Raw genomic sequence first — 18,461 nt, 5'->3', positions numbered from 1 at the left:
CTTTTACTAAGTACGTAGTAGCGCGGGCGTCCCGCCGGCGCAAGCTCTGCAGACGAGACGTCCGCGCTACTTTGTTTACGTGATTTGACAATGGGAACGAGCTTATATTAGATTGTGTGTTCTTTTACTAAGTAACGACCCTAGGAGGGTTTTATCCATGTTTGAAAAAATTGTGACGAGAATACCGATGTACGACGAAGATGCTGTTCAACCGATGCGTGACGAGCTGATCGCGTATGGTTTTGAAGAAGCGAAGACTCCGGAAGAAGTCGATCGTATCGTGCAAGAAACCAAAGGCACTGTTTTGGTGGTGGTCAATTCCGTTTGCGGATGCGCCGCCGGAAGCGCGCGCCCTGGAGTGGGCGCTGCATTGCAGCACAAAATCATTCCTGATCGCATGGCCACCGTCTTTGCGGGTCAGGACCGCGACGCAGTCGATCAGTTGCGCAACGTTCATCTGAAAGAATATCCACCGTCCTCCCCTTCCATGGCGCTTTTCAAAGACGGCAAAGTCGTCTATATGATGGAAAGACGCATGATTGAGGGACGCGGACCTGAACAAATCGCCGGCGAACTTGCGCGTGTATTTGATCAACACTGCGCAAAACAAGGTCCATCCATTTCACCCGACGAATACGGCAAAATCTCGCACGCAGTGGCCTGCGGTTCCACAATTCCCCGCTTTCGTTAAGACTCACCGCAGAGGACGCTGAGGCCGCCGAGTAAAGAAAAATTTTAATCTCTGCGTCCTCGGCGTTCTCTGCGGTAAAATTTTTTACTTCTGAGCCTCCACAACCCATAAAGGGGATTTGGTCGGAACAACGCGCGTGAGCTGCAATCCCCCTTTGTTGAACAAATCGCGGAATTCAGTTTCCGTGCGTTCCCGGCCACCCGGCATCATGAACATCTCAATATCGATCCACTTGCCAAGGTTCGGTTCATTTCCCGCGCTCAGTACCGCTTCGATCAGGATCACTTTGCCGCCTGGTTTTAAGTGCATCGCGCAATTCTTCAGAATCGTTACAGCCTTCTCATCATCCCAGTCATGAATGATATGTTTCATCACATAAGAATCTGCTGGTGGAACGCTCTTGAAGAAATCACCGGCCACAAGCTCAGTCCGGGAGGCGAGTCCCATATCATCGATTCGCTGTCGCCCGCCTGCAACAACGTGGTCCAAATCAAAAAGTATGCCTTTCATCTGCGGGTATTTTTTTAAGATCGCTGTGAGCACGAATCCATGCCCACCGGCGATATCTGCAAGTGTTCCAATGCCGCTGAAATCGTAACTTTCCAACACTGCAGGGATCACCATCTCGCTAAACGTAGTCATAGCATTATTGAAAGACTGAGCGATCTCCTGATTTGAGAAGATCACGTCAAATGCCGGCTTTTTGAAAACGTGTTCAATGGCCGGTTTCCCATCACTAAGTGTCCGCATCATGTCACGATAAACATCGAAGTGCAGATGGTCGCTCATCCACAAAACCATTGCCGCAACTGAATCCGGTACGTCCGTCCGGAGAAATTCGGATGGCGGAGTATTTGCGAAAGTTCGAGGTTCCGATTCTATAAAAACCCCAACACTCGCGAGCGCTCGCAACACACGATAGAGAATGTCTTCGTTGACAGACGCTGCTTTGGCAAGTTCACCGACAGCTTTCGGACCATTCCGCAACAGGTCAGCAATCCTTAAGCGGGTCACGGCATGCAGACAAGATGACGCCATGTATCCGGTACTCAATTGCATTACGATGTCGGCAGGGGTTGGTTGCATCTGAGAGGGATTGGACATATCAAAACTCCAGGTTCAAAGCGTTTGGGAATTTGTAATTATGGGCACTCGCAGAGCAGTTGTCAATTTGTTTGCTTCATGAAATCTTCACAACTTTTCGGTTAATGCTAGAATGCAATCTTTATGAAACCCGCCAGCATTCTGATTGTTGAGGACGATGAAAAAACCGCGGCAACGATCCGGTTGTATCTGGAGAATGCTGGTTTCTTAGCCTCCATCGCAATGGACGGCGCGGAAGCGTTACAAGCAGTTCACTTACAATCACCCGATCTTCTCATTCTCGATTTAATGCTGCCGAAAGTGGATGGATTGACCCTATGCCATCAGCTCAGACAATTCTCGGAAGTGCCGGTCATCCTGTTGACTGCGCGGACCGAAGAAGAAGATAAGCTTCGCGGCCTGCAGTCAGGAGCGGACGACTACGTTACGAAACCTTTCAGTCCGCGTGAGCTGATTGCGCGCGTAAAAGCCGTGCTGCGTCGCACACGAAAATCGGGCGAAAAAGAACAAAAACAATTTGATTGCGGTGATTTGCATATCGACTTTGAACGCCATGAAGTTCGCGTGCGCGGTTCGCTGGTTCCCTTAACGCCAACGGAGTTCAGACTATTGGAGATTTTTAGCAGAGCACCGGAGCGCGTATTTTCTCGACAAGAGCTTTTGGAGCGAGCCTTTGATTCCGACTTTGAGGGCCTGGATCGAACGGTCGACGCGCACATCATGAATTTACGAAAGAAAATTGAGTCCGATCGGAGCCAGCCCTCACGGATCGTTACGGTATTCGGCCTGGGCTATAAGTTTTCAGCAGGATCGAATGTTCCATAGCCTTCGTTTTCGATTCGCGCTTGCCAGCATCGCAATCGTTGTGATCGCCGTCGGCACCGTGGGAATACTTTCCACTCGCGTCAGCAATCGTGAATTCCAGCGATATGTAAACACAGGCAGAAAGACGAATCTAATTTCAATCGCTCAAACACTCCAAGCACACTACGACCGTCAAATGAATTGGAGTGGTGTGGAGCAAATTCTGGAACGGTCTGGAAGTGCCGCAGGAAAGCGTCTGATCTTGATCGATACTGCGGCAAGAGTAATTGCGGCATGGCCCAGAGACCTGGTGAGATCCAGTTTCCGTCTCGATTCAAAGGGAACGATTACGTTTGAGATCAAAAAGGAACAGGGCCGGGAAGTATCCGTCAACGAGCTCGCATTAAATAACATGCCAAGGCAGCTCCTTTTTGATAAGAATCGCGAATCCATTGGAACCTTGTTCGAAACAGAACTGAACTTTGGAATCGAAACTGATCAATTTACACTTTCCGTGACACGTGGAGTTCTTCTTTCGGTGATCACCGCAGGGTTGCTCGCGTTGATTGCCACTCTAGCTTTCTCCAGGAAACTGCTCTCCCCCATCGAAAGGTTGACCATAGCGGCTCGTTCGTTAGAAATGGGGGATCTTCGGCAACGTGTTCCGGTGCAATCTAAAGATGAGACCGGCGAACTTGCCCACGCCTTCAATTCAATGGCTGAGAGTTTGGAGCGCCTGGAGCAACTCCGGCGAAACATGGTAAGCGATATTGCGCATGAGTTAAGGACACCGCTAACGAACATCCGGTGCCAGCTGGAAGCAGTGCAGGATGGGTTGATCCGCCCTGATGCTGTAACCATTCATTCATTGCATGAGGAAGCTATGTTGCTGAACGCCTTGATTGATGACCTTCAGGATCTAGCGCTTGCTGATGCCGGGAAGCTTAAGTTATCGCCCGAGGAAATAAGCATCCGCCGGGAAATTGAAAGCGCTGTGACAGCTACACAGCATCTATTGATAGGGAAAAAACTTGTGGTGATCACAAAAATACCGGACGATCTACCTTTGATTTACGCCGACCCAAAACGGATTGGCCAGACTCTTCGGAATTTGCTGAACAACGCAATTGCGCATTCCTCTTCTAACAGCCGAATTATTATCGCTGCAGAAAAAGTTGAGAGAGATTTGCAAATTTCGATTCGTGATAGCGGCGAGGGTATCTCCCCGGAAGATCTCCCTTACGTCTTTGAGCGATTCTTTCGATCCGATCGTTCACGCACACGGAAAACCGGAGGGGCAGGGTTGGGACTCGCGATTGTGCAGCAGCTCGTTCAAGCCCACGGTGGAAGAGTCAGTATTGAAAGTAAAGTGGGAGAGGGAACAACCATTACTTTCACACTCCCCCTGGAATTCTTAATTCGTATCACGCCTTCATAAAAACTTCATAACCATTCTTTATTGTTATCCAGGATAACGATTGCATTCGTTTGAAAGGAGTATATCGTTGAAAGTAATCTTCACGCTCATTTTGCTGTTCTGTTTTTGCTTTTTTACCGCCGATGCGGATAACTCAATCATTCCGGATACGCCTGCCGGAAAGAAATTAAGCGAGATGCTCTCAATCATTGACACGGAAGACGAAGCCAGGGTTCTCGCCTTTATACGAAGCTTCGATCCTTCCTTTTTGGAGCAATTTTCGGAGGAAGAGCACAGGGACGTGTTCCGGCAACTGCGCGAGCGAACGGGCGGACTCGAAATCATCGAAGTCGCAAATTCAGAACCACATGAGTTGAGCGTTATAGCAAAATCGAAAAAATCACAAAAGTCCTTACGTGTGATGATCAAGACGTCAACGAGTGACCCCTTTGCACTTACTGACATCGGTATTCGACCGTTGGATTCAGCAGGTGGTCCCAAACAACAAAAAACACCTTTCGCAACTCTCGATGTTCCCGCGACTCAAAAGCGACTCGATGAGCTGCTGTCGGGGCTCGTACCCCGCGGTTTGAACGGCGCAGTTCTGGTTGCGCAAAACGGTCAGATTATTTTCCATAAAGGCTATGGATTAGCCAATCGTGAAGCAAGGATTCCAATTAATGAGGACACCGCGTTTGACGTCGCCGCTGCCACAAAAGATTTTACGCATACGGCAATCTTTCAGCTGGTTGCCTCCGGAAAAATCAAATTACAGGATCCGATCACAAAATATTTTCCAAATGTTCCTGCAGACAAAGCCGGGATTACTATTCAACAGCTCCTGATTCACACTGCCGGCTTTCCCGCGTATTCCGGTCCGGATGATGAAGTTATTGCAAAGGAAGATTTTTTGAAACGCATTTTTTCGACAACACTGCTATGCGAACCGGGGAAAAAGGAAAGTTATTCAAATCCGGGATACAGTCTCCTGGCCGCCATTATACAGAACGTGAGTGGTCTTTCATTCGAGCAGTATCTGAAGGCAAATATTTTTGATCCGGTTGGAATGGCACAGACTGGATATGTTTTACCTAAATGGAAACCCGGACAGATCGCGCACACTTACGGTGAAGGAAAGGATCGCGGTTCCACATTGGATTTTCCACATGCGACCGATGGTCCTTATTGGAACCTGAGAGGGAACGGCGGAACTCTTTCTCCGTTAACGGACATGTTTCGATTTTATGAAGCTGCGATCAGCGGCAAGTTGTTGCCAAAGGATTCCGAGCTGGTGATCTTTCGGCCGGATGAAGAACTCGAGCTGGCAGGTTCCGACGGCTTCCACTATTTTGTCTATTCCCGCTCGCCGGTGGACGGAATCACAACGATCGTTGCAACAACAGATCCTGCAGTGAAAGCACCGGCCGTACGCTCACAAATCGCAAAGATTTTAAAGGAACAAACTTAATGCAGGTCGCGAAGATGCCGGGCAAGGATCAAAGAAAACACATCCACACCCAGCTCAAATTGCAGGAAAGGATTGACGCCCGATTTGCGGTGAATTTGAACTCCATTCTCCATCGGGACAAAATCTTTGATTCTGAAATGAGGAATGCTACGCTGCCTTTTTTCGCCGGAAAACAGGATTCGCTTGTTAGTCAAATAAATACGGCCCGAATCTTTTACGTTCAATTCCTGGAATATTTGTCGCTGTACCTGATCCCCTTCCTCCGACGCCTGCGCTGTGGATCCATAGCGCGCGCTTTTTGTGATCGAATGCAGCTCACACCAGTTTGCATCTGCTGTGAAATAACATTTTTCATTACGACCCAGTTTTAGCGCCGGCTCAATTGTGGGTATATCTCCATTTTCAATCAGCCAGAAAAGACGGTAGCGATCCAGAATGTTTTTTGTCTTTTGATCGTAGTCAATGCGCACACCCAGGTGATGAGCGAGAGATTCCAGTTCCTCTTCCTCTTTCGGTGATAATCGCTCGTCCGAGAGCGCGGTGATAAATGTTCGCTGAACCATTTCTGAGGCCTTATCTCTGTAAATTTTTTCAGCAACCTGCGGATGCAATTTGAGGTTTTGCTGCATCGTTTTCAGGAACGTGCGTTCCCTGGGATTCAATTTCTTATCTGCAATGGCCTGGTCAACAGTTTTACTGTAATGACGCATCACCATCTGATTGTGAATACGTTCGACTTGCGCGTTGGTGAAACCGAACAGAGTCTTGAGCTGGTGGAGAGCTTTCCAATCTGCAGGACTCAGGACCTGATCCTCCAGACATTTTTCAAGGAATTTGCGGTAGAACTTGGTCAGCTCTTTTCCAAAATTTTTCCGCAGTTCTACTTTTAATCTTGCGGTTGCTGAGGCAAGATCTTTGAGCGGGACCTTTAAATCCGGATAGCCTACCAGAAGTTTTCCCAGTTCTTCTACAACTGATTTGTCCGGATCCTTCTTGAGCAGACTTCGGATGAGAGACTTCTTCTTAAGAACTTCCGGTTCCATTTTGAGATATTGCCAGCCCCTCTCGTTCTTTGATCCCCAATTGTCTCAAAGGTTAGGAGAATCATCAAGTGACTCAGGAGATATTAAATCCGGTTTATCCTGGTGTGGGGTAACGGGAACGGATACTCTTTTTGGGCGGAGGGGACGGCCAGAGACTTAAGTATCGCGGCATCTTATATTGAAGAACTTTTTCACGGAAATAGTGTTCGTGCTCCCATTCCATTTCAGCCATCGTTAACAGGCATTCCAGCAATTCAGGATGTCCGCTATCACAGGCAAATTGAGCTGCGTTTTCGTATTCCACAATGTTGCGACTTTCCAGCCGCCCGGCTGCGTACATGGGAACAAACGAACCAGCTACTGCACAAAGAAATCCCAACACGCGTCCCACAAGATAAGAGCGCGTTTCCCGAATCAGATCAGGCTTTGAACCGAGAATTGACAACATTCTCCGAACCTTTTCGCGGTGATTCCATTCCTCCTCCTCAATCTGTTGAATTCTGGCACGATCCGCTTCCTCTGAGGTGGACTTCCAATGTCCACGATAGGCCAGAGCTGCAGCAAGCTCTCCCGAATATGCTTTCTGCAGTAGACGAATGAAGCAACTGAGTTCGCTCGCCATAATCTGTAATTTCTGAAATATCTAAATATATTATAGAACTTTCAGTGTCTGAACAGAGCGATTTCATACACTCCCGGTATCATCGAAGTGGATTTTGTGCATGATTCGATGAAATATCGGCGACAAGACGATTCCCATTGCAGACAGGAAAACCACGCCGCTAAAAAGAGCGTATGCGGCGGAGAATAGCTTGGCGTGTGTGGTGGTCATCTCATTAACCGGACCCATTCCCGTCAAAATCATCGCAGCGTTATAGAGTGCGTCCACCCAGTTTAGCCCTGCAATATGATGGTATCCCATTGTGCCGATTCCAAGCGCGAATGCGACAATCATCGATGCCAAACTGAACCACGCCGCCAACCGCCGGATAAATCGGTGAATCGGCAAGATCTTTTGCCGTTTATGCTCAAACATTCCGTTACTTCCCGCCACTATATTAACGGCCAAGGAAGATCGAAGTGTCAACCTGTGGACGACGAAGAAAGGACCGATCTGCGATGACAATCAGAATCAGCAGGGTCGAGATTATTCTGTACAAGGAGGTTTTTATACGATGAAAATTTTAACGAAATTGGCAATTCTATCGCTCATCCTTGCTGCTCCAGTTTTGCTCATGGCTGGATCGAAGAAAGAGCATGGGGAGAACACCCTGGCAATGCAAATCGAACAAAGACTAATTGGAATCCCTAACGCAGTAGTGGTTGTGGTGGATGAAACCACAAACACTGCTTTTTTAAGAGGCACTGTTTCTTCACAAGCAGATATGGACCGGATCATTGAACTTGTTCGATCGGTGGATGGAGTCCGAGTGATCGGATCGAATCTGACGGTCCTGGAGGAACCAGTCGAAATTACACGCGATGACGATACGATGAACAACTTGCCGATGGCCATCGAAACGGATGAAGGAACGACGTTTACGAGCACCACCGTGGTGGTCACGGATGCTTCTCTTCGCGCCGCTGTGGAAGAAGCGCTTGAATCGGAAGGAATCATGGGACAATCCATGATCAAGGTAGACACCGAAGATGGAATTGTCACGCTAACCGGCACTGCGTTAAGTGAAGCGCACGCAGACCGCATTGTGGCTCTGGCGCAATCCGTTCCTGGTGTTGTGAGCATTGAATCGAACATCCAGTTGCGTGATCAGAAACGTGTTTACAAGGTCAAACCAAGTCAAGATCGAGATAAAGAAGGTCGTGAAGTAGGAGAAGGGGAAAGCCGCGTAGATGATGATGACGATCGTTAATTTGTACATGTGAAATTCAATTGCGTGAAAACCGCCAAGAGACCAAGTCGCCAAGAGCCAAATACTCTTTTTCAATAACTTGGCGAACTTGGCGCCTTGGCGGTTAAAATTGATTCCATGTCTGCGCTCGAACTGTTTCATCCTAACATTCAAAAGTGGTTCCGATCGGTATTTTCTGCACCCACAAAAGCGCAAGAATCGGGCTGGCCGCTAATCGAAAAGGGAGAGCACACACTGATGATTGCGCCGACCGGCTCCGGAAAAACTCTTGCGGCCTTTTTATGCGCAATTCATCACATCATGTTTTCACCATTGCCGGAAAAAAACAAACGTTGCCGCGTGCTCTATATTTCGCCCCTAAAAGCTCTAGCGGTCGATGTGGAAAGAAACCTGCGTCTGCCGATTGCCGGAATCACATCCGCAGCTGAAAACGATACTTCACTGGTGATTCCACTTGTTGCGATTCGCACCGGCGATACGTCCTCAAAAGAACGCGCGCATTTCCTGCGCAATCCATCCGATATTCTGATAACGACCCCCGAGTCACTTTATTTATTGCTGACCAGCAATGCGCGCGAAAATTTGCGAAGCATTCGCTGGGTGATTGTCGATGAAATTCACGCAATGGTGGGAACCAAGCGAGGCGCCCATCTTGCCGTGTCACTGGAAAGACTGAATCAGCTTACGGAGCAACCTTTTCAGCGTATCGGTTTATCCGCAACGGTGCGACCGTTGCAGGAAGCAGCGAATTTTTTAGGTGGATACGAAAGTGATCATCCGCGACCGGTGAGCATTGTGAATGCAGGCTCAACCAAACAGCTGGATTTACAGGTCATCGCGCCACTCGAAGATATGAGCCGCCTGGGAGAAGTGATCACAGGACCCTCGCGATTCAGCATCTGGCCGGCATTGCATGCGCAGATCTTGCATTTGATTCGCACCCATCGAACCACGCTGATTTTTGTGAACAACAGGCGGCTCGCCGAACGTCTGGCAGCCGCGCTCAATGAGCTGGCCGAAACAGATCTGGTGCGCGCTCATCACGGTTCCGTTTCACACGATCAGCGTTTGCAAATCGAAGAGGACTTAAAAACGGGAAATCTTCCGGCAATTGTTGCAACTTCTTCTCTGGAACTTGGAATCGATATGGGAGCCATCGATCTTGTATTGCAGGTTGAGTCGCCTCCGGGAGTTGCGAGCGCGCTGCAACGAATCGGCCGTGCAGGACATCAGCTCGATGTTCCCAGCAAAGGAATCGTCTTCCCAAAATATCGCGGAGACCTGGTTGCGTGTGCCGCTCTAACCGATCACATGCTGGAAGGCAAAGTTGAAGAAACGCACTATCTTCGCAATCCGCTTGATGTGCTTGCCCAACAAATCGTGGCTATGGTTTCGATGGATTCGTGGAAACTCGATGATCTGGAGAAAGTTTTAAACGGCGCCGCGCCGTTTCAGAAAATTACGCGAGGAATGCTGGAAAACGTACTGGATATGCTTTCCGGCCGTTATCCTTCCGATGAATTCGCGGAGTTGCGCCCGCGCATTGTCTGGGACCGCATTTCAGGAAAGCTTCAGGCGCGGGAAGGCGCGAGGCGAACCGCAATTGTGAACGGAGGAACGATTCCGGATCGCGGGCTCTTTCACGTTTTTTTGATCGGAGCAGAACCGGGAAAAGGTCGAGTGGGTGAATTGGATGAAGAAATGGTATTTGAAACGCGCATTGGGGAAACGTTTTTGCTGGGCACCACTTCCTGGCGCGTGGAAGAAATCACTCACGATCGCGTGCTTGTTTCTCCCGCTCCTGGGATTCCGGCAAAAATGCCTTTCTGGAAAGGGGAAGGCGCGGGACGTCCTGTGGAATTCGGGCGTGCCATCGGCAGCTTGATGCGAAAACTCCAGGAGATGAACCCAAAGGATGCCGAACAACTTCTAATGCAGGAACACAAGCTCGATGATTGGGCGGCAAAAAATCTACTGGCTTATCTGCAGGAGCAAAAGGAAAAGACGGAGACGATTCCGGATGACCAGACGATTGTGATCGAGCGTTACGTGGATGATCTGGGAGATTGGCGTATCTGCATTCTTTCCACGTTCGGCGCGCGTGTTCACGCGCCCTGGACGCACGCGATCGAAGCGATGATTCGCGATAAATGGGAACTGCATGTGGAAACACTCTGGAGCGATGATGGAATCGTGATTCGTCTTCCGGAAACGGATGAACCGCCTCCGATTGAGTTTTTCCTTCCCGATCCGGAAGAAGCAGAACATCTAGTGATGAATCATCTCAGCTCTTCTGCGCTTTTTTCCTCTCGTTTTCGCGAAGCAGCAGCCCGGGCGCTGCTTTTGCCGAGAAGATACCCTGGCCAGCGAACGCCGCTGTGGCAACAACGAAAGCGTGCCTTTGATTTGTTGCAAATCACTTCCAAATTTCCATCGTTTCCGATTTTGCTCGAAACGTACCGGGAAGTTTTGCAGGATGTATTCGATATGCCCGGCTTCCTCGAATTGTTACGCGGGATCCGTAGCCGCAGCATTCGCGTCGTGACCATTAACACCACTTCTCCTTCGCCTTTTGCCTCTTCCTTGATGTTCGGTTACATAGGCAACTTCATTTATGAAGGGGACGCCCCTCTGGCGGAACGCAGAGCGCAGGCGCTTGCCATCGATCCTGTTCAGCTGCGAGAGCTGCTCGGTGAATCAGAGCTGCGTGAATTGCTCGATCCCGATGTCATCGAAAAGATGGAGATGCAGCTCCAGCATCTCGACGCTCCCTATTTGATCAGAAGCAAAGATGCTCTCCACGATCTGCTGCTCCGCATCGGTGATTTAACAACAGGCGAAATCAAAGCGCGGTCGTCCGAAGCTTCTAAACAAAGTAGTGCGGGCGTCCCGCCTGCAGGATGCGCAGACGGGACGTCCGCGCTACATACCGTAGAGAATTGGCTGAATGAGCTGTCGCGCGAGCGTAGGATATTGCAAGTGAATCTTGCGGAAGAATCGCGATGGATTGCGGCAGAAGACGCAGGGCGATACCGGGATGGGCTTGGGATTCCGATTCCCGCTGAGGTGCCGGCAGCGTTTCGAGCAGTCGTGGCCGATCCACTGGGAGATCTCGTTTCGCGTTACGCAAGAACTCATGCTCCCTTCAGCGCGGAAGAGATGGCCGGCAGAATGGGAATGGATGTTTCCAATGCGCAAGAAGCACTCACGCGTCTCGAAAAGGAGGAGCGGATACTGCAAGGCGATTTCACGCGAGCAGTTCAGCATCGCGAATGGTGCGATGCCACAGTATTCCGGCGCATTCGCCAGAAGTCCCTTGCGAAATTGCGCCGCGAAGTCGAACCAGTGGAACCCGCTGTGTACGGGCGTTTCTTACCTCAATGGCACGGAGTGGATTTGCCGCGCGCAGGCACCGATGCGTGGCTTGAAGTGATCGAGCAACTGCAAGGTTATCCGATTCCCGCTTCAGTTTTGGAAACACAGATTCTCCCGTCACGATTCCCGGAGTATGAACCGGCCGAGCTGGACAGATTGATGTCATCCGGACTCGTTCTGTGGTCCGGAGTAGAAGCGCTCGGTAAAACGGATGGGCGGATCGCTTTGTATCTTGCTGAAAATGCTGCTCAGCTGCTAAGGCCCCCGGAAACAAAAATCCAGATGGGCGAACTGCATTTGAAGATCAAAGAATTCCTTTCTTCTGCGGGAGCATCTTTCTTTCCGCAGATTCATGGCGTAACGGGTGGGTTCAAGCAGGAAGTGCTTGCGGCTCTCTGGGAACTTGTCTGGGCGGGTGAAGTCACAAACGATACTTTGATGCCACTTCGCGCGTTGTTGCGATCGAAAAAAAGAGCGCGTCGCACGCATATATTGGGAATCCCTTCTCGCTCCGGAGTGCCGCTGGAAGGAACTGGAAGGTGGTCTTTGCTTTCAAAGCTTCTTGGTTCGGCGACACCAACGCAGCGCGTGAGCGGAACCGCACAACAGCTTTTGAACAGACTGGGTGTTGTGACGCGTGAGGCCATTGCAGCGGAAAAAATGGCCGGCGGCTTCTCTGCCGTTTATCCGGTGTTAAAAGCTATGGAAGAAGCCGGCAGAGTCAGACGCGGTTATTTCATCGCAGGGCGCGGCGCAGCCCAATTCGCTTTGCCGGGAGCCCTGGATCGCTTGCGTTCGCTCCGAGAAATATCCGATGAGTCATCGAATGTGATCCTCGCTGCCACGGATCCCGCGAATCCTTACGGCGCATCACTTCCATGGCCTCAACGCCCGGACAGTTTCGTTCCCGGCCGTATCGCGGGCGCTCGCGTGGTCCTGGTAAACGGTGAGCTTGCGGCGTATCTGAGTAGAGGACAGCGTACCCTTTATACTTTCTTGAAATCAGAAGATCCGGAACATCAAATCGTGATCGATGGGATCGTGAGCGCCCTGGCCGGTCTTGTGGAATCCGGAAAACGGCGCGCCCTATATCTAACGGAGATCGATGGAAAATCGCCGGGCGATTCTCCACTTGCCGCTGCTTTACAGCGAGAAGGTTTTACAGCATACGCCGGCGGTTGGCAAAAGAAGTAGACTCTCGCGGGCGAGTCGCCCGCGCCACAACGCTGTGGGATGTTTGACACAACCCCAACGATTCTCTCCCCGCACTCTTCCTGGCATTTACTTTGCTCCACTTGATTCTGAGTGGAGGCCGAAGTGAACAAGTCGAAATTCTTCCTGTTCCTGATCTCAATCACATTCTTTTCTTCAGTGAGTTTCTCTGAAAATCAAAAGGATCAAACTCTATCTCCCTACTTTTTTGTTGAAGGAGATCCGGCGGTAGATCAATTGCCGCTGAAGGAAACGCGCGTGGAGATAGCAATTTCCGGAGTCATCGCGGATGTTTCGGTTCTTCAGATTTACGAGAATGAAGGATCACGTCCGATCAACGCACGATATATTTTCCCGGCGTCCACTAGATCAGCGGTTTATGGAATGCGAATGCGCATCGGCGATCAATTGATCGTTGCGAAAGTCAAAGAAAAGGAAAAGGCAAAGAAGGAGTTTGAGAAAGCAAAACAGACGGGAAAAAGCGCTTCCTTGCTTGAGCAAAACAGACCGAACGTGTTTTCGATGAGTGTTGCAAACATCCTTCCCGGCGACAGGATTGAAATCGAGCTTCGCTACACGGAATTGCTGGTTCCAACCGATGGCGTCTACGAGCTTGTTTTTCCCACAGTGGTTGGTCCACGCTATTCGTCACAATCGGAAGCTGCTGCTCCGAAAGAGAATCAGTTTACACACAGTCCTTATCTTCACGAAAGAATTCCGCCGAAAAGCGCATTTCATCTGAGTTCAACGATTTCCTCGGGGGTCCCGATTCAGGATTTGATGTGCGCTTCACATCGCATCAGCACAACCTGGAAGAATCCAATGCTGGCGGAACTCGCGTTGAATGAACCGGATGACTTTCAGGGCAACCGCGATTTCATACTGCGTTACCGCCTCACTGGAAATCAAATCGCTTCCGGACTGATGCTCTATCAAGGCAAGGATGAAAACTTCTTCCTGTACATGGCGCAACCGCCGGCGCGCGTGTCTGTCACGGATCATCCGGCACGAGAATACATTTTCGTTGTGGATATTTCCGGTTCCATGAACGGTTTTCCCCTGGAAACATCGAAACAGTTGCTGCGAGATTTGATTGGCGGGCTGCAACCGTCGGATCGATTCAATATGGTGCTATTCGCCGGAAGCTCCGCAGCATTATCGGCGAAATCCCTGCCGGCGAGTCCTGAAAATATCCGGCAGGCACTTCAATTGATCGATTCTCAACGTGGCGGCGGAGGCACAGAACTTCTCGATGCCATGCAACGCGCGATGAGCATCCCGAACGAAAAGGCGGTGGCACGGATCATTGCGCTCGTAACAGACGGGTACATTTCTGCGGAAAAGGAAACATTCGACTACATTCGTAATCATCTGGATCAATCCAATGTCTTCGCGTTCGGAATAGGAACGAGTGTGAATCGTTATCTGATTGAAGGCGTAGCCAAAGCCGGCAAGGGAGAAACATTTGTCGTAACAGATCCCGCTGATGCTGAAGCGATGGCCGCAAAATTTCGTGAATACATTCAAAACCCTGTGCTCACCGATATCACAGTCCGGATCAGCAATTTTCATACTTATGATGTTGAATCTCCGAAGCTGCCTGATCTCTTCGCGCATCGCCCGGTTCTTCTATTTGGAAAATGGCGAGGGTCAGTCACGGGGTCCATTGAGCTAACCGGCCAAACGGGACGCGGAGGTTACCAGACAAATCTCAACGTGGCAAATGTGAAACCACAGGAAGCCAATCGTGCGCTGCGTTATTTATGGGCAAGATCCCGCATTTCAGAACTTTCTGATTATGGTTCCAGTCAACCGGAAGCTGATCGAATCGCAAAGATTACATCGCTGGGTTTGACCTACAATCTATTGACGCAGTACACATCCTTCATCGCGGTCCGTGAGATCGTACGAAATACTCAGGAACCTGCCAGAGATGTGGATCAACCGGTGCCTCTTCCTAAAGGAGTGACTGACCTGGCGGTAGGAACCACAGTTATGTCAGGAAGTGAGCCGGAACTTATGCTGCTGGCTATCCTACTCTGTTCCGTTCTGCTTATCTGGAAAATCAGGGCTCGCTATGTCCCGAACGCTTGAGTGGCACAGGGCCGGGTTGTGCGCCTGTGCTCTGTTCGCGGCCTTCCTGATCAAGTCGCATTATTCCCATGCGTCCGCGGAAGATCTGCGCTGGATACTCGCACCTACTACCGTATTAGTGGAGTGGATGAGCGGAGGATCCTTTGAATTTGAATCTGGATCCGGATACATCAGCAAAGCGCATTACTTTCTGATTGCGCCTTCCTGTTCCGGCGTGAATTTTCTGATGACTGCCTTTGTCATGCTTTCGCTGAAATGGATCTGGACCTCTCCAACAAAAAGATTTCAGATCCTGTCATTGCCGGTTGCGGCAGGAATTGCATTTATTGCAACATTAGTTGCAAATTCGGTTCGAATCTCCCTTGCGCTGGCGTTTCAAAGTTTGAATTCCGCCACTTTCCACCGGATGGAAGGGATTCTGATTTACTTCAGTTTTCTACTTCTTCTTTTCGTGCTGACCGAGAGAGGATTCAGAATCAAACGATTCTTTTTTCCTCTTCTGATCTATTATGCTTGCGCGCTTGGAATTCCAGTGTTAAACGGAGCATGGAAGCAGGGCTTGCGGTTCCAGGAGCATGCGCTATTTGTAATGATTATCCCGCTATTGTTGATTACAATCCTGCAGCTTGCTTCGCTTCCTGGAAAATACGCACAAACATCTCGCGCGTAAGTCTTCCTGTAAAGGTATTTTGCTGACTCGGATGATAGGAACAAAGGATCAGGGAGCCGTCAGGCAGCGAAACTCTCAATCCGTGCGCAAATGCCGGGAATCGGAACCTTTTAGAAGCGTCCTCTCTTTTCAAGAGCTTTTTAACCGAATTATACGCAAGGGAACCCAGAGCAATCATCACCCGGACCTGTTTTAATAGCGCATGCTCGCGAACGAGGTAATCGTGACAAAACTCAAATTCCTGCAGCGTAGGTTTATTATCAGGTGGCGCGCACCGGACCGCTGCTGCTATGTAAGTGTGAAAAATTTCCAGTCCATCTGTTTTGGAAACCGAATGTGGTTGATTGGCCAGGCCGACTTCATAGAGCGCCGCGTATAGCCAGTCCCCGCTCCGGTCTCCTGTAAAAATACGACCGGTCCTGTTCCCTCCATTTGCGGCAGGGGCAAGCCCCACAATAAAGATTCGGGCCTCCGGATCCCCGAAACCAGGCACTGGTCTTGCCCAGTATTTTTCGCCGCGATGACGCAACGGAGGATTCGCCGCAACGTATTCCCTGTGCGCAACCAGGCGTGGACACTTCCTGCACCGCACAATCTCCCTGTTTAGTTTTTTCAAAGAGTCCATAAGTAATATTTAACAGAAGTTCGCAAAGGACGCTAAGATTAGATTTCCTTTGCTATCTTTGCGTTCTTCTGTAAAAAAAGGAGGAGTTGAATGAATAAAGAAGAATTGGAGCAATTCAGGAAGTACCGTGAAAAGATGAACGAAAAAATTCTGGGAGCGGACCATCTTGGTATCAAAAGATTCTTTAATCTGGATACGCAGGCGTATGTAGATGGCGCGCTGGATGCGAAAACAAAAGAGATGCTCGGCCTTGTAGCAAGCATGGTACTGCGTTGCGATGATTGCATCAGTTATCACATCGTCCGTTGCGCGGAGGAAAAAGTCTCGCGGGCAGAAATGATCGAAGTGTTCAATGTCGCGCTCGTGGTGGGTGGTTCCATCGTGATTCCTCATATGCGGCGCGCATTCGAAACAATGGAACAGCTTGTATCTGAGTGAACTCGAATGAGCTGGGCGATTGGAATTGCGCCCGTCCATGGAGACGGCATTCTTGTTTCAGACGTCCGCGTAACTTTTGAAACGGCGGAAGCAGATTGCCTGCAGAAAATTCATTACGTCAAACCCTCGATCCTCTTTGCATTTGCCGGTTCAGTAAAAATCGGCTTTCGACAGACTACGGCGATGAAGCAAGAACTTGGTAGCGCAAAACTGGAACGTGGGTGGGACATCGATCAGATTTCTAAAACCTGGTTGCCAGGTCTTTTTCGGCGTTTTTACGATCATTCTGAAGAAGAGGAAAGAGATCTCGGTTCGCAGATCATTCTTGTAGCCGCCCATCCAAAAAAATCGCACGGTGGCTCCGCATCGCCGTGGATAGATGCCGTCAAGTTCTGCTCTCCTGATTTCGAGCCGCAAACGGGTTTTGTGAATCAACCGGTTTTTGTTGGAAATAAGATGCTTCCTCACTACCTGCAAGCAGTAAAGGAAGCCTGCAAGCAGCAATTCGTAGTAGAGATGCTGATCGAAGATCAGGCGGATCAGGCATCAGCAATTGCAAACACACTCCTGACCTACATCCCGGAACAACCTTTTCAAATAGGACTGATCACGCTCGGTGAATCTGCAATCGCAAATTCAAATGATTCGCTGCAATCAAAGCTCGTGGATACTTACGCCGGGTTCTTGAAATTCTGTTCGGAAAATCAGCTGGAACCCTCGCGCGCCTTAGCCTGAACGTAGCCGCGACAAGCGAGAACAGGGAGAGGCGGATATTTGCGAAAAGCCGGATTTGTCTTAGACAAGAGGCACATCACAAACTTGCTGCCCCGCTCGCTTGAAATGATCTTCAGGTATTTGCAACTCGCACAAAGCCCCGCTCGACCGATGAGGATTTGTTCATCAGAAGTCGAGTCTTTTATTTTTTTCTGAGCCTCTATTTTTTGAGAGCCTTCATCCGGCGATCCATTTCTTCCGGCGTTACATCTTCAATGTGGGTAGCGATCCCCCAGATATTTCCACCGGAATCCTTTACGCTTGCGCTGCGGTCACCGTAGAACTGATCGGCCGGCTCTTTGACGGACGTGGCGCCCGCCTTCAGAGCGCGCTTGTAAGTAGCATCCACATCGCTTACATACACATAAAGAGTGGTAGGCATGGGGGGATATTCCTTGCCACCGTCACTGATCATTACAATCGAGTCGCCGATTCTGAACTCAGCATGTGCGATGGAGGAGCCATCGGGGCCGGGCATTCTAACAGTTTCCTTCGCGTCAAATGTTTCCTTCACAAAATCGAGGACTTTCGCAGCGCTCGGCGAGATTAAGTATGGTGTAACGGTACGATAACCTTCAGGAATGGGCTTAACAGCCATGTCTGTTTCCTCCTTTTCGTCAGTTAGTTAACTTTTCAAATATATACACGACACCAGGAAGATAACAAGGTCAGGTTAGCGGGAAAACAAGGATTTTTACACTACCGGAATCACAGTAGAGTGTTCCTCTCAACTTCCAGGATAGCTATAATCCGACACGCCGCCGGAAATCTTGAAAGCGCTGATCGGAACGCAGATTGTCGAACCACTCCGTGTTCAAGGCCGACATACCGTATTCGCGTTCCTGATAAGCCTTTTCGAGCAACGCAAACGCCTT

At 49.8% G+C, this 18,461-nt stretch carries 15 protein-coding genes and 1 pseudogene; 10 read left to right on the top strand and 6 right to left on the bottom strand.

Annotated features, from left to right (window positions below):
• Positions 1-187 precede the first annotated feature (187 nt).
• Positions 188-565 (top strand): annotated as a pseudogene (locus L0156_22905) (BrxA/BrxB family bacilliredoxin).
• A 210-nt stretch (positions 566-775) separates the two neighbouring features.
• Here L0156_22905 and L0156_22900 read toward each other — a convergent pair.
• On the bottom strand, positions 776-1,795 hold the full coding sequence (locus L0156_22900; protein ID MCI0605846.1) for a methyltransferase: 1,020 nt from the start codon (positions 1,793-1,795) through the stop codon (positions 776-778).
• A gap of 123 nt (positions 1,796-1,918) precedes the next feature.
• Between L0156_22900 and L0156_22895 the strand changes: the two genes are divergently transcribed.
• The 3 genes from L0156_22895 to L0156_22885 all read left to right on the top strand — a co-directional run bounded on the left by L0156_22895 (position 1,919) and on the right by L0156_22885 (position 5,484).
• Positions 1,919-2,620: a response regulator transcription factor gene (locus L0156_22895; GenBank protein ID MCI0605845.1), complete on the top strand. Its 702-nt coding sequence runs from the start codon at positions 1,919-1,921 to the stop codon at positions 2,618-2,620.
• Positions 2,610-4,037, top strand: coding sequence for an ATP-binding protein (locus L0156_22890; protein ID MCI0605844.1), 1,428 nt, complete (start codon positions 2,610-2,612; stop codon positions 4,035-4,037). Before L0156_22895 ends, L0156_22890 begins: the two co-directional genes overlap by 11 nt.
• A 67-nt stretch (positions 4,038-4,104) precedes the next feature.
• Positions 4,105-5,484 (top strand): serine hydrolase, encoded by a 1,380-nt coding sequence (locus tag L0156_22885; protein MCI0605843.1) that lies wholly within the window; start codon positions 4,105-4,107, stop codon positions 5,482-5,484.
• On the opposite strand, the gene L0156_22880 is transcribed toward L0156_22885, so the two are convergent.
• The 3 genes from L0156_22880 to L0156_22870 form a co-directional block, all read right to left on the bottom strand.
• Positions 5,481-6,527, bottom strand: coding sequence for a hypothetical protein (locus tag L0156_22880; GenBank protein ID MCI0605842.1), 1,047 nt, complete (start codon positions 6,525-6,527; stop codon positions 5,481-5,483). The two genes, L0156_22885 and L0156_22880, sit on opposite strands and share 4 nt — an antisense overlap.
• Positions 6,528-6,621: 94 nt before the next feature.
• Positions 6,622-7,149, bottom strand: a complete 528-nt coding sequence (locus L0156_22875) for a ferritin-like domain-containing protein (GenBank protein ID MCI0605841.1) — start codon at positions 7,147-7,149, stop codon at positions 6,622-6,624.
• Positions 7,150-7,212: 63 nt separating this feature from the next.
• Positions 7,213-7,563, bottom strand: coding sequence for a hypothetical protein (locus tag L0156_22870; GenBank protein MCI0605840.1), 351 nt, complete (start codon positions 7,561-7,563; stop codon positions 7,213-7,215).
• Positions 7,564-7,702: 139 nt separating this feature from the next.
• On the opposite strand from L0156_22870, the gene L0156_22865 reads away from it, so the two are divergent.
• The 4 genes from L0156_22865 to xrtK all read left to right on the top strand — a co-directional run bounded on the left by L0156_22865 (position 7,703) and on the right by xrtK (position 15,749).
• Positions 7,703-8,398, top strand: a complete 696-nt coding sequence (locus L0156_22865) for a BON domain-containing protein (GenBank protein MCI0605839.1) — start codon at positions 7,703-7,705, stop codon at positions 8,396-8,398.
• Positions 8,399-8,515: 117 nt separating this feature from the next.
• Positions 8,516-12,967 carry a DEAD/DEAH box helicase gene (locus L0156_22860; GenBank protein MCI0605838.1) on the top strand — a complete coding sequence of 1,484 codons (4,452 nt, stop codon included), beginning with the start codon at positions 8,516-8,518 and terminating at the stop codon, positions 12,965-12,967.
• Positions 12,968-13,090: 123 nt separating this feature from the next.
• The gene (locus L0156_22855) at positions 13,091-15,079 is read left to right on the top strand and encodes a VWA domain-containing protein (protein MCI0605837.1); all 1,989 of its coding nucleotides are present in this window, start codon (positions 13,091-13,093) and stop codon (positions 15,077-15,079) included.
• The gene (xrtK, locus tag L0156_22850) at positions 15,063-15,749 is read left to right on the top strand and encodes an exosortase K (GenBank protein ID MCI0605836.1); all 687 of its coding nucleotides are present in this window, start codon (positions 15,063-15,065) and stop codon (positions 15,747-15,749) included. Before L0156_22855 ends, xrtK begins: the two co-directional genes overlap by 17 nt.
• On the opposite strand, the gene L0156_22845 is transcribed toward xrtK, so the two are convergent.
• Positions 15,691-16,374, bottom strand: a complete 684-nt coding sequence (locus tag L0156_22845) for a uracil-DNA glycosylase (GenBank protein MCI0605835.1) — start codon at positions 16,372-16,374, stop codon at positions 15,691-15,693. The two genes, xrtK and L0156_22845, sit on opposite strands and share 59 nt — an antisense overlap.
• Before the next feature lie 90 nt (positions 16,375-16,464).
• Here L0156_22845 and L0156_22840 point away from each other — a divergent pair, with 90 nt between their 5' ends.
• A complete protein-coding gene (locus L0156_22840) occupies positions 16,465-16,812 on the top strand; it encodes a carboxymuconolactone decarboxylase family protein (protein MCI0605834.1) in 348 nt (115 codons plus the stop codon).
• 6 nt (positions 16,813-16,818) lie between these two features.
• The gene (locus tag L0156_22835; GenBank protein MCI0605833.1) at positions 16,819-17,547 is read left to right on the top strand and encodes a hypothetical protein; all 729 of its coding nucleotides are present in this window, start codon (positions 16,819-16,821) and stop codon (positions 17,545-17,547) included.
• 199 nt (positions 17,548-17,746) lie between these two features.
• Here L0156_22835 and L0156_22830 read toward each other — a convergent pair whose 3' ends face one another.
• Positions 17,747-18,184 carry a VOC family protein gene (locus L0156_22830; protein ID MCI0605832.1) on the bottom strand — a complete coding sequence of 146 codons (438 nt, stop codon included), beginning with the start codon at positions 18,182-18,184 and terminating at the stop codon, positions 17,747-17,749.
• Positions 18,185-18,461 lie beyond the last annotated feature (277 nt).

The organism is bacterium (assembly GCA_022616075.1).
Classification (GTDB): Bacteria; Acidobacteriota; HRBIN11; order JAKEFK01; family JAKEFK01; genus JAKEFK01.
Note: the sequence above shows the minus strand (reverse complement) of the source record. Positions and strands in the feature narration are given on the sequence as shown.

Excerpts from the sequence above, each read along its gene's own strand:
- L0156_22865 (MCI0605839.1), top strand. The coding sequence starts at position 7,703 with ATGAAAATTTTAACGAAATTGGCAATTCTATCGCTCATCCTTGCTGCT.
- L0156_22875 (MCI0605841.1), bottom strand. The coding sequence starts at position 7,149 with ATGGCGAGCGAACTCAGTTGCTTCATTCGTCTACTGCAGAAAGCATAT.
- L0156_22895 (MCI0605845.1), top strand. The coding sequence starts at position 1,919 with ATGAAACCCGCCAGCATTCTGATTGTTGAGGACGATGAAAAAACCGCG.
- L0156_22870 (MCI0605840.1), bottom strand. The coding sequence starts at position 7,563 with ATGTTTGAGCATAAACGGCAAAAGATCTTGCCGATTCACCGATTTATC.
- L0156_22880 (MCI0605842.1), bottom strand. The coding sequence starts at position 6,527 with ATGGAACCGGAAGTTCTTAAGAAGAAGTCTCTCATCCGAAGTCTGCTC.
- L0156_22845 (MCI0605835.1), bottom strand. The coding sequence starts at position 16,374 with ATGGACTCTTTGAAAAAACTAAACAGGGAGATTGTGCGGTGCAGGAAG.
- L0156_22890 (MCI0605844.1), top strand. The coding sequence starts at position 2,610 with ATGTTCCATAGCCTTCGTTTTCGATTCGCGCTTGCCAGCATCGCAATC.
- L0156_22900 (MCI0605846.1), bottom strand. The coding sequence starts at position 1,795 with ATGTCCAATCCCTCTCAGATGCAACCAACCCCTGCCGACATCGTAATG.
- L0156_22830 (MCI0605832.1), bottom strand. The coding sequence starts at position 18,184 with ATGGCTGTTAAGCCCATTCCTGAAGGTTATCGTACCGTTACACCATAC.
- L0156_22860 (MCI0605838.1), top strand. The coding sequence starts at position 8,516 with ATGTCTGCGCTCGAACTGTTTCATCCTAACATTCAAAAGTGGTTCCGA.
- L0156_22835 (MCI0605833.1), top strand. The coding sequence starts at position 16,819 with ATGAGCTGGGCGATTGGAATTGCGCCCGTCCATGGAGACGGCATTCTT.
- xrtK (MCI0605836.1), top strand. The coding sequence starts at position 15,063 with ATGTCCCGAACGCTTGAGTGGCACAGGGCCGGGTTGTGCGCCTGTGCT.
- L0156_22840 (MCI0605834.1), top strand. The coding sequence starts at position 16,465 with ATGAATAAAGAAGAATTGGAGCAATTCAGGAAGTACCGTGAAAAGATG.